Genomic DNA, 10,062 nt, shown 5'->3' with positions numbered 1-10,062 from the left:
TGTAGAAGCTTGGCGTGTCGGCCTTCTGTTCGCATCGCGGCATCATCGTGGCACCACCAACCACTGCACCATCTCGACCTTTGCCTGCGCATTCCTGATCGGCAACCAAGACAACAAAGAAGCCGCGAGGTTTAACGTCTCACTGCCGCTCGCGTCTTCTGACTTCGCCTCGGTGCGCCGTCGCGCCCCGCTGTGAAAGCGTAACGCCCCAGCCATCGGTATCCTAGACATCGAGCTTCTTGCGTTGCCGCAAGATGCCTTGTTAGCGGTGCTGCGCTACTGGACGAGCCAGATGCGATACCCGACTAGCCTCAGGGCGTTCGGCGTCACCAGCGTAAGCGTCAGCCGTCAGCGGCCTTGAGATGACGGGGCGTGCCTGCCGAGATGGTGGGCATGACGGACGCAGCTGAAGTGGCGGAACCGCTCGGAGCGGGTTCTTACGACGGTCGGAATGGCACGATGCGAGCGCGCCCGGAGCGGGGCGTTCGGGTCGAGGTCCACTCGGTGCGGCGGCGAGAGTGGCCGGACGAGGACAAGCTGCGGATGGTGCGCGAGAGCCTGCAGCCGGGTGCGGTGGTGCAGGCGGTGGCGGACCGGAACGGGGTGAGCACGGGGCAGATCTATACCTGGCGCAAGGAGATGCTAGCGGCGGCGGTGTCGGGGTTCATGCCGGTGGCGGTGGTGCCGGAGGCGCCGCGTGTGGAAGGACCGAGGCCGGCGCGGGAGGGTGTGGTTGAGGCGCCTGGCGTGATTGAGATTGGCTTCGCCTCCGGTGTGACGGTGCGTGCCAGCGGCCGGGTGGACATGGTGGTACTGCGGGGCGTGCTGGCCGAACTGGGTGGCCGGTGATGTTCGGCCCGCCGCCTGGCACGCGCGTCTACCTTGCTTGCGGCGCGACGGATATGCGGAAGGGCTTCGATGGTTTGGCAGCCCAGGTGCAGACGGTGCTGGCGCAGGATCCGTACAGCGGCGCGGTATTTTGCTTTCGTGGGCGCCGCGGTGACCTGCTGAAGATTTTGGTTTGGGACGGTCAAGGCCTGGTTCTCGTGGCCAAGAGGTTAGAGAAAGGTCGCTTCGTGTGGCCGCAGGCGACGAGCGGTGTTGTTTCACTCACGCCAGCCATGCTCTCGATGCTTTTGGAGGGGATTGACTGGCGCATGCCGGCCTGGACGGCTCGGCCCGAGATTGTGGGGTAACGCTCCTCTTATTTGCGGCGACGCGCTGCGGTCAGCGACGCTGTACGCGTGACTTCCGACCTCGACACCGCGGCATTCCCGGACGATGTGGAGACGCTGCGCGCCCTGCTGGCGCAGCGCGATACGCTCCTTGCCGAGCGCGACGCGGCCCTGGCTGAACGTGACGCCGAGCTGCGCAATGCAGGCTTTGAGATCGAGAAGCTGAAGGTCCAGCTGGCGGCATTGCGGCACGATCGTTATGGCCGATCCTCCGAGAAGCTGGCGGCCGAGGCCGACCAGCTTGAGATGCTGATCGGCGACCTCGAGGAGAACCAGGCTGAGCGCGAGGCTGCGGCGGAGAAGGAGCGCCAAACCAAAGGCAGGTCCGGCAACCAGCGCAAGCCTGCCACGCGCCGGCCACTGCCCGAGCACCTGCCGCGCGAGATAGTGGTGCACGAGCCCGTCCTGGCCTGCCGCTGCGGCTGCACCGATCCCGCCCGCCTGACGCGGCTCGGCGAGAGTATCACGGAGGTGCTGGAGAAGATCCCGGCCAGGCTGAAGGTGATCCGGCATATCCGGCCGCGCTATGCCTGCCGGGCCTGCGAGGCCATGCTGCAGGCACCGGCGCCAGCCCTGCCCATTGAGCGGGGCCGGCCCGGGCCCGGCCTGGTGGCCCATGTGCTGGTCTCGAAGTATCTCGACGGCCTGCCCCTCTACCGTCTCTCAGGCATCCTGGCGCGCGAGGGGGTGGAGATCGAGCGCCAAACCTTGGCCGACTGGGTAGGCCACGGCGCCTGGTGGCTGCGGCCGCTGGCCGAGGCGATCGGCACCTATGCCCTGGCGCAGGGCGTGATCTGGACCGATGACACCACCATTCGCGTCCTTGCCCCAGGGCGCGGCCGAACCCGCATCGGCCGGTTCTGGGTTTATGCCTTTGACCCCAGACCCTGGGGCGGCACTGGCCCGCCGGCGGCGATCTACTACTACTCGCCGGACCGCAAGGGCGAGCGGCCCCGCGAACACCTGGCCGGCTATCAGGGCTGGCTACATGCCGATGCGTACGCCGGCTACGACGCGCTGACCGGGGCAAAGGGCGCCAGGCCGTCGCAGATCACGCATGTCGCCTGCATGGCCCATGCGCGGCGCGAGCTGTTCAAGGTCTACGAGAGCACCAGGTCACCGAGGAGGCCTTGCATCGGATCGGCGAGCTCTACGCCATCGAGGCGGCGATCAACGGCCAGTCGCCCGAGCAGCGCCGCGCGGCGCGCGGGATACAAAGCAAGCCGCTGCTGGATGCCCTGCACACCTCGATGCTGGCGCAGCGGCGTCGGCTGTCGGGCAAGTCAACGCTCGGCAAGGCGCTGCAGTATGCGTTGAACCGTTGGGATGCGCTGTCGCGCTATGTCGAGGATGGCAGGCTCTCGATTGACAATAACCTAGCCGAGCGGCAGCTGAGAGGTATTGCCGTGACGCGGAAAAACTATCTATTCGTCGGCAGCGATGCGGGCGGTCAGCGCGCTGCGATCATCTACACCATCGCCGAAACCGCAAAGCTGAACGGTCTGGATCCAGAGGCCTACATCGCCGCCGTTCTCGACCGCCTGGCGCATGGTCATCCTATCAGCCGTCTCGACGAACTCCTGCCCTGGAACTTCACGGCGCAGCGTCAACCTGCCTGAATGGGCTGACGCTTACTCACCAGCACCCCGAGCGGCAGTAGGATAGCGGCGTAGTGCACGAAGTCGCGCGGCTGGGGGAAGCGGACCATCGAGGCGGTGCGTAAGCGCTGGCCCTGGCTGAAGGGCGTCGGAGCCGTGAAGGGCACTAAGGGTAGCAAAAAAGCACCACAAGCCGGAGGAGATCGTGGCCAGTGCGGCTTGAGCTTGGGTGCGGCTGCAGTCTGCTAGTCCAGGCCGCGCATAGCCAGTCCGGCTGCGAGGGCGAGCATCGTCGCGCCAATAAGCGCGTCCAGCACGCGCCAGGCAGTAGGACGTGCGAAGAAAGGCGCGAGGAAGCGGGCACCGTAGCCAAGGGTCGCAAACCAGAGCCCGCTGGCGAGCCCTGCTCCGGCGACGAAGGCAGGCTGCCCACCCGGCGGCTGCGAGGCACCGATGGACCCGACGAGGAGCACAGTGTCCAGGTAGACGTGGGGGTTCAGCAGTGTGAAGGCCGCGGTTCGGGCGAGCGCCGCACTCAGCGAGAGCGCCTGGTCCAATCGGTCGGCCTCTAAGCCGCCGGGCGGCCGCAATGCGCGACCAAGCGCCCCGATGCCGTACCAGCCGAGGAACAGGCTGCCGCCGATGGCGAGGACCGCGGTCAGGCCCGGCAGGCGCTCCAGCGCCGCACCAAGTCCTGCAACCCCTGCGGCGATCAGGGCGGCGTCGGCGATGGCGCAAAAGAGCACGATGGCTCCGACGTGCTCACGGCGCAGCCCCTGCCGCAGCACGAAGGCATTCTGGGCACCGATGGCGAGGATAAGGGCGGCTGAGAGGGCGAAACCGCTGAGGAAGGGGGACGCGTCGGTCATGGCGCTTTCCTGCCGCCGCAAGGTCGTGTAGGCCAGCTCATGTTCCTAAGGTCAGTTAAGCGAGGCTAAAGCTGCTGGACTACCCTTCCCTCGCTGCCTTGGCCGCTGTCGTGCGCGAAGGCGGGTTCGAGCGCGCCGCCGCCGTCCTTGGAGTGACGCCCTCAGCCGTTTCGCAGCGGGTCCGTGCGCTCGAGGAGCGGCTCGGGGCCGTGCTGGTCGTTCGCGGCCAACCGCCGGTGCCGACCGAAGCCGGAGCGAAGCTCTGCGCGCATGCGGAGAGGGTGAGGCTGCTTGAGGGCGAACTGGCGGCCGTACTGCCCGTCGCCGCCACCGGAGGCGCCCATGCCCTCGATCGAGTGACCCTTCGGGTCGCGGTGAACGCTGACAGCCTTGGGACTTGGTTCTTGCCTGCCGCAGCGCAGTTCGCCGAGCGGACAGGCGCGCTACTCGAACTCGTGCTGGAGGACGAGGGCCATACCGCCGACCGCCTGCGTTCCGGTGAGGTGCTGGCTGCGGTAACCACCGATCCCACGCCCATTCAAGGTTGCCGCACCGTCCCCCTTGGCGCGATGCGCTACGCCGCCGTCGCCAGCTCGGGCTATCTACGCCGACATGCCCCGACGGGAATGGATGCCGCCGCACTCGCCCGGGCACCAATGCTGCGATTCGACCGACGCGACGGCTTGCAGGCGCGGTGGGCGCGCGATGCGCTCGGCACCTCCTTGCTCGACGCCCCGGTTCACTGGGTGCCCTCCACCCAGGGGTTCGTGGACGGTGCGCTGGCGGGGTTGGGTTGGGGGTTGAACCCGCTCGTGCTCGTCGAAGCGCACCTCACAGCCGGGCCACTTGTCGAGCTGGTGCCCGGCCAACGGCTTGACGTCCCGCTGCACTGGCAGCATGCCCGCCTCGGCGCGCGTTTGCTGGATGGTCTCACGACGACAGTCCTAGAGGCGGCGCATGCGAGCCTCGTAGGCGCCGCGCACACCAATGCCGCTCGTCCTCGCACCAGCCGCCGACGCCCAATGCCTTCCTGATATGATGCTACGTCGAAGCGGCTTCGGGTGAATGGACGGCCTCGCCAACTTCTGCCAGCCACGTGTGCCTCTGCAGTCGGACGGCGAGGACGTCCGCCTTCCGTATGGCATCACGGAGGACGACCGTCTGGCCCACGTGACCGAGGTGGCGTCGGGTTTAGCCTGCGGCTGCCGGTGTCCGGGTTGCGGCGAGCGTCTCGTCGCACGCAAGGGAGCCTACAAAGTCCACCACTTCGCCCACCATGTGCACCGCGCATGCGCAGGCGCCTGGGAGACGACGCTGCACCGCTTGGCCAAGGAGGTTGTCCTCGAGGCCCGCGAGCTCCTGCTCCCGAAGGCGGTTGCCAAGGTCGGTGACCTGAGCGCGGACGTGGCCTCCGCGACGATGTTCCGCTACGAGACGGCGGAGGTAGAGGTCGATTTGGGCGGTTTGCGTCCGGACGCAGTTGTAACCGGCCGTGGGCGCCAGCTCCTTCTCGAGTTCCACGTCAGGCATCGCTGCGGGCCAGAGAAGATCGCCCAGCTCCGAACCCGGAACTTGGCGACGGTCGAGATCGACCTGTCGCGCGTCCCGAGGCTCCTTTCCCGCGCTGAACATGCCGAACACATTTTGCGTATGGCTCCCCGGCACTGGCTCCACAATGCCAAGGTTGCCGCGGAAGAGGCCCGACTGCGGTTCGTCGCCGAAAGGATGGCGGAGGGCGAGCGGCGCCGCAGAAACCGGCTCCACGGCCGGATCGCCGAAGAGGTGACGGCAGCATGGAAGGAGCCAGCGGGGCGTGGACACCAGGGCTGGCTGACGCGGGCGGCCGACGCTGGCTTCGGCGAGTTCGCGGGCGTGCCAGTGCCCGGCGACCGGTGCTTCGCGTTCGACGCCGCAACATGGCAAGCAGCCTTCCTCTTTTACGCCGCAGTCGCCGCAGCAGGCCGGACGTTCACGGCCGAGAGCGCGCTCAGCTACCTTCAGCGCCAGGGGATGTTGAAGGAGCCGTTCAAGCTCAGGCGGAACTGGGAGCCGGAGTTAGTGGCGCATCTCCGCGAACGGGTCGGGGGCTTTCGCTCACCCATCGAAGTCATGGCCGCCTATGCCACCTGGCTCGCCGAACGCGGCGTATTGGAGCCGACCCAGAAGGGCTGGCGCGCCGACCACGAGCGTGGATGGGAGGCAAGGGCAAGAATCGGCGCCGCCGAGGCTGCCAGGAAGCGGGAAACCGATCTGCGGGCCAAGGTGATCCTCCTGTTCAAAGTGGCGCAGCTTCCGACGCGGCTTGCCGTGCCGTGGATGGACCAGGTTCTGCCGGGGTTCGGCGAGTCTCCGCGCGCCCTGGCCCAGGCGGGCGGTGACTGCTTCGAAAACGTCCTGCGGCGCCTCCGTGAGTTGGAGAGGATGGCGTGGGCGGGCGGCGATCCAGTCTCCGGGGATCTGCTTGGCCTGCCCCTCGAGGAATTGCGGCGCACACGGCAAGCGGAGGCAAACGCTCGACAAGAGACGCAACGTCGCTTGCGCGAGGACTTCGAGGTGCAAACTCGGGAGAGGCGCCGCAGGGAGTCGTCGGACTTCGTGGATGCTTTGCTTGCCGAGGCGGCCTTGTTCATGGGCAAGGTGGACGGGCTTGCCTGGGTCGAACACGCCGTGCGGGGTGCTGGGGGCACGACCTTCGACGAGGGGCGGCTTGGTCTTGACCGGGTGAAGCAGGATCGCATCAAAGGCGCTCTCGACGACGAGCGGCGGCGCATTGAGCTGATCCGGCATGCGGGGACAGCTTGCCGCAGTGACGAAGCGGTCATAACCGCGGAGACGGTGCGCTGTCGCCAAGAGTTGGAGACCCGAGCGTTGAGGCGCTTCTCGGGTGACGCCGACATGGCCGGGCTCTGGCTGCGCACGACGCAGCCCGCCCTAGGACGGTCGCCCTGGACGCACGCCGTCGACGAGAGACGCCGGGACGAGTGCCTGCGCCTGCTTGATGTAGCGTTGCCGAAGGGGAAGCGAAGGTAGTTGCCCGTCGAGTTCGGAGACCTCTTGGAAATTGACCAGGTACCGGGCTGGCGCGAAGGACGGTTGTGGTCTGGTGTTTCGTCCCCACCGCCACTGTGCTGGACTGGGAAAGATGAGCACCGACGTGGCTAGACCATCCAAGGCTGGGGGCGCCTCCCGGGAGGGGGGCACTAATCCTGACTTGCCCGCCGACCGTGCTAACCAGGCCGTTGGACTGAAGGCATATCTCGACGGCGTTGCCGCCCGGGTGAAATCTGTCCCGTCGGCCTGGGTCCGCTGCGAGCTGCTTACCCTCAAGCCGGGCGACCGATTCGTCCGCATGGAGTTCGTTGAGCACGATGGGACCGGTCGGAAGGTCGCCCAGGTCAACGGCGGCTGTTGGCCGGGCGTTTATCGTCGGGTGACCGAGGCCTTCACTGCCTTGGGCCTGCGCCTTGAGGCGGGCTCGAAGGTGCTCGTGAAAGTCACCTCCCGCCTCGACGCCAACTACGGCTACTCGGTCGAGATCGAGGACATCGATCCGAGCTACTCTTTGGGCGATTTGAAGGCCAGGGCCGAGGCCATCCGCCGACGGCTCAAGGAGGGAGGGATCTGGGAGCGTAACCGCTGTCTCTGCCGACCCGTCGACTTTCTCCGGGTGGCCGTTATCTCCCCGCCCGGTGCTGCGGGCCTGGGTGATTTCCGGTCCACCGTGGATCGTCTGACGTTGGCTGGCCTGGTCGAGTTCACGTTCGTCGAGGCGCCGTTCCAGACCCCCGACGCCGCTGCCCGGATCGTCGCCGAGATGCGGAACATCTACCGCTCGCACCAAGCGTCGCCGTTCTGCGCCCTTGCCATCATTCGTGGCGGAGGTGCCGCAGCGGACCTCGCCTACCTCGTCGACGACAAACTGGCCGAGGCGGTGTGCAAGATGCCGATGCCCGTGATGACCGGCATCGGCCACGAACGTGACCGAAACCTCATCGACGAGGTTGCCTGCCTCCCGCTGGACACGCCCTCCAAAGTGGCGGAGCACATCAGGGGCGCCGTCGTGGGCGCCGCCCAGGCGGCGCACGGCGCAATCACTGACATCCATTCGCAGGTGCGGCTCGCGGTCGCGCATCTCGAACGGGGCCTCGCCGCTGCCGGGACCGAGATCGAGCGCGAGGCGCGCGGGGCTCTGGTTTCCGCCGAACGGACTGTGCGCGGCGCGCTCGATGGCCTGAAGCCCGCCGCCCGCGGCTCGTTGAGCACCGCCAGCAACCTCGTCGTCCAGGCAGAAGCGGAGGCCCTCAGGGCGGCCCGAGCCCGCCGGGACACCGCGCGCGAGGGGCTCGAGGCTGCACGGGCGGACGTCGCTCGACTCGCTGGAGAGCACCTGCTCACGCATGAACGCCAAGTGACGCGCGCCTTTGCAGCCGTTGCACCCGAGCCGCCCCGGCTACTCGACGGCGCCGCGCGCGATGTTGCCGATCAGGTGGCCGAGGTGTTTCGCCACTCCACAGCGATTGTCGATGTGGTGGATCGTGAGGTCGGCCGGGTATTGACCCTGGCCGAGGCGCTCGACCCCGGCGCCGTCCTCGCAGCCGGGTACGCAGTCCTGCGCGGTGCTGATGGCAGGCCGCTTGCAGCTGCCACGCTCGTGGCGGCGGCACCAGTCATCCGCGCCGATATGCGCGACGGCTTCGTCATGCTGCAGCCTTTCAGCCCAACGCCCAACATCGCTGAGACTGCGCCCCATAGCGGCGTTGTCCGTGAGAGGAGTGAAGATGAGCGAGACCCAGGTCACGATCGGAAAGCCTGACGACAAGGTTCCCGAGCGTTTCGAGGATGCCTATCGCGAGTTGCTTGCGACCTCCGCGAAGCTGAAGCCTGCGCAGGGCCGCATTCCCGACGTCGACCAGATCGAGCCACTGGCCATGCGTGCCAAGCGTTTGGCCGCGTACTGCCAGGAGCGCATCGAGAGCGTCCGCCGCCTCGTCGACGAGCAGCAGGCGTCGGCCTGAGGACGGCAGGCATGGTTAGGACGACAACCAGCCGGACATGCGCTCGGCGGATAGTGGCCATGGGAGGAAGGCTATGGCCTCCCGGGGCACGGGTGGACGCACCTCAGCCCCAACGTTCGTACCATCTTTTGCGTGAGGGACGGCGTTAGAGGGGCACATACTCGGATCTCCGGACTGCATTTCAATGAATTGGGTCTGCCTCCTCATGATCGGCGTCGATCCACCGCCACCCCTCGGAATGAACCGCCATTGACGCCCGCTCAGGCTGCGGAGAGGCGGAAGCGAGTGGATGCGGCCATGCAAAAGCATATTAGCAGCTTCAGCGACGTCTAAGACCGAAGCAAGTACGCTGTGGACCGAATCTGCTATGAAGACCCGAAGGGCCTTTCGCTCGCCACGCGCCGCATGCCATGGCACAACCGGCCCGGGTGACCGGCGGCTGGAGGACAGGGAATGTTCAAGGTTGGGCAGACGGTCTACCACCGGGACGGCAAGCGCAGCGGCACGGTCCTCAAGTGCGATGGGGACACCGTCTTCATCGAGCAGGCCAACGGTGCCGAGCTCGACTTCCCGGTTGGCCAGCTCTCGGCCACGCCTCCTGCAGATGCCAAGCCGTCGAGCGCAGCCCCCGAGGGGTACGCGATGGTCGACCGAAAACTGACCGCGGCCGACGTGACGCCGGAGCACATCAGGGTGCTGGGCCTCGTCCCGGTGCGGACAGTGCAGGCGGTCGCCGCGCTGTTCGAGCGCAAGCCGGGGGCGGGCCGCTTTGGCGCTCTCGACGCCGCCGCGAAGCTCAACTTCATCGCGGAGGTCACCGCCGTGCCGTATCGCACCATGCGGGAGTACGCGGATCGACCGGGCGAGATGGGGCTGCTCATGGGCAAGGGCTTGGCCGACAGCCAGAGGCGGGCTGGGTAAGGTGCCTCCACGCCCTCGTTCGACCCCTGCCGGGTCGCTGGATGGGCTTCGTGGGTCTGCGCGGCCCACGCGGCGTGTCCATCGGGAAGACGCTTGCCCGCACGACGGCCGAAGAGGCATTCCGGCCCTCGGACGGGTACGGACGCTCTATGCGCCCCGGTAAGCTCTCCTACGAGACCGACGCCGTAGCCCTGATCGGCGAAGCAATCCGGGGCGGTGTCCAGCCGCCTCGGTGATCTGACAATTGCATCTCCCGTGGTGCCAGTGGCGATGGCTGCCATGTTCAGCGGCAATCGCCCCTCGGGACGATGCCGAGGCGCTCTGGGGCCACGTATCCGCAACTAGGTTTAGAACGGCGGTGACGCTTCTCCAGACTTCCTGATTGCATGGCCCTTAACTGGCCAGGGCAGAATGCTTTCCTGCA

9 protein-coding genes and 1 pseudogene are annotated in these 10,062 nt (G+C 67.2%); 9 read left to right on the top strand and 1 reads right to left on the bottom strand.

Features of this window, described 5'->3' with window-relative positions; translation table 11 throughout:
- The 4 genes and pseudogenes from AC5JJ1_RS03910 to tnpC all read left to right on the top strand — a co-directional run.
- On the top strand, positions 1–196 hold a 196-nt coding region (locus tag AC5JJ1_RS03910), incomplete at its 5' end, for a hypothetical protein (protein WP_495783806.1).
- 263 nt (positions 197–459) lie between these two features.
- Positions 460–849 carry an IS66-like element accessory protein TnpA gene (gene tnpA / locus AC5JJ1_RS03905; protein WP_495783805.1) on the top strand — a complete coding sequence of 130 codons (390 nt, stop codon included), beginning with the start codon at positions 460–462 and terminating at the stop codon, positions 847–849.
- Entirely contained in the window at positions 849–1,196 is a 348-nt protein-coding gene (gene tnpB / locus AC5JJ1_RS03900) for an IS66 family insertion sequence element accessory protein TnpB (protein ID WP_495783804.1), read from the top strand. The genes tnpA and tnpB overlap by 1 nt, the downstream gene beginning before the upstream one ends.
- A 48-nt stretch (positions 1,197–1,244) precedes the next feature.
- Positions 1,245–2,854 (top strand): annotated as a pseudogene (tnpC, locus tag AC5JJ1_RS03895) (IS66 family transposase).
- A gap of 224 nt (positions 2,855–3,078) precedes the next feature.
- Here tnpC and AC5JJ1_RS03890 read toward each other — a convergent pair.
- The gene (locus tag AC5JJ1_RS03890; RefSeq protein ID WP_495783803.1) at positions 3,079–3,702 is read right to left on the bottom strand and encodes a LysE/ArgO family amino acid transporter; all 624 of its coding nucleotides are present in this window, start codon (positions 3,700–3,702) and stop codon (positions 3,079–3,081) included.
- Between the two features lie 71 nt (positions 3,703–3,773).
- Here AC5JJ1_RS03890 and AC5JJ1_RS03885 point away from each other — a divergent pair, with 71 nt between their 5' ends.
- The 5 genes from AC5JJ1_RS03885 to AC5JJ1_RS03865 all read left to right on the top strand — a co-directional run bounded on the left by AC5JJ1_RS03885 (position 3,774) and on the right by AC5JJ1_RS03865 (position 9,638).
- Positions 3,774–4,736 (top strand): LysR family transcriptional regulator ArgP, encoded by a 963-nt coding sequence (locus tag AC5JJ1_RS03885; RefSeq protein WP_495783807.1) that lies wholly within the window; start codon positions 3,774–3,776, stop codon positions 4,734–4,736.
- 31 nt (positions 4,737–4,767) lie between these two features.
- Positions 4,768–6,732, top strand: coding sequence for a competence protein CoiA family protein (locus AC5JJ1_RS03880; RefSeq protein WP_495783802.1), 1,965 nt, complete (start codon positions 4,768–4,770; stop codon positions 6,730–6,732).
- A 181-nt stretch (positions 6,733–6,913) separates the two neighbouring features.
- Positions 6,914–8,515, top strand: coding sequence for an exodeoxyribonuclease VII large subunit (locus AC5JJ1_RS03875; protein WP_495783801.1), 1,602 nt, complete (start codon positions 6,914–6,916; stop codon positions 8,513–8,515).
- Positions 8,481–8,717: a hypothetical protein gene (locus AC5JJ1_RS03870; protein ID WP_495783800.1), complete on the top strand. Its 237-nt coding sequence runs from the start codon at positions 8,481–8,483 to the stop codon at positions 8,715–8,717. Before AC5JJ1_RS03875 ends, AC5JJ1_RS03870 begins: the two co-directional genes overlap by 35 nt.
- A 453-nt stretch (positions 8,718–9,170) precedes the next feature.
- A complete protein-coding gene (locus AC5JJ1_RS03865; protein WP_495783199.1) occupies positions 9,171–9,638 on the top strand; it encodes a hypothetical protein in 468 nt (155 codons plus the stop codon).
- Positions 9,639–10,062: the final 424 nt, after the last annotated feature.

The organism is Belnapia sp. (genome assembly GCF_059504005.1).
This window is presented reverse-complemented; position numbering and strand designations above follow the sequence as displayed.

Excerpts from the sequence above, each read along its gene's own strand:
- tnpB (WP_495783804.1), top strand. The coding sequence starts at position 849 with ATGTTCGGCCCGCCGCCTGGCACGCGCGTCTACCTTGCTTGCGGCGCG.
- AC5JJ1_RS03870 (WP_495783800.1), top strand. The coding sequence starts at position 8,481 with ATGAGCGAGACCCAGGTCACGATCGGAAAGCCTGACGACAAGGTTCCC.
- tnpA (WP_495783805.1), top strand. The coding sequence starts at position 460 with ATGCGAGCGCGCCCGGAGCGGGGCGTTCGGGTCGAGGTCCACTCGGTG.
- AC5JJ1_RS03880 (WP_495783802.1), top strand. The coding sequence starts at position 4,768 with ATGGACGGCCTCGCCAACTTCTGCCAGCCACGTGTGCCTCTGCAGTCG.
- AC5JJ1_RS03865 (WP_495783199.1), top strand. The coding sequence starts at position 9,171 with ATGTTCAAGGTTGGGCAGACGGTCTACCACCGGGACGGCAAGCGCAGC.
- AC5JJ1_RS03890 (WP_495783803.1), bottom strand. The coding sequence starts at position 3,702 with ATGACCGACGCGTCCCCCTTCCTCAGCGGTTTCGCCCTCTCAGCCGCC.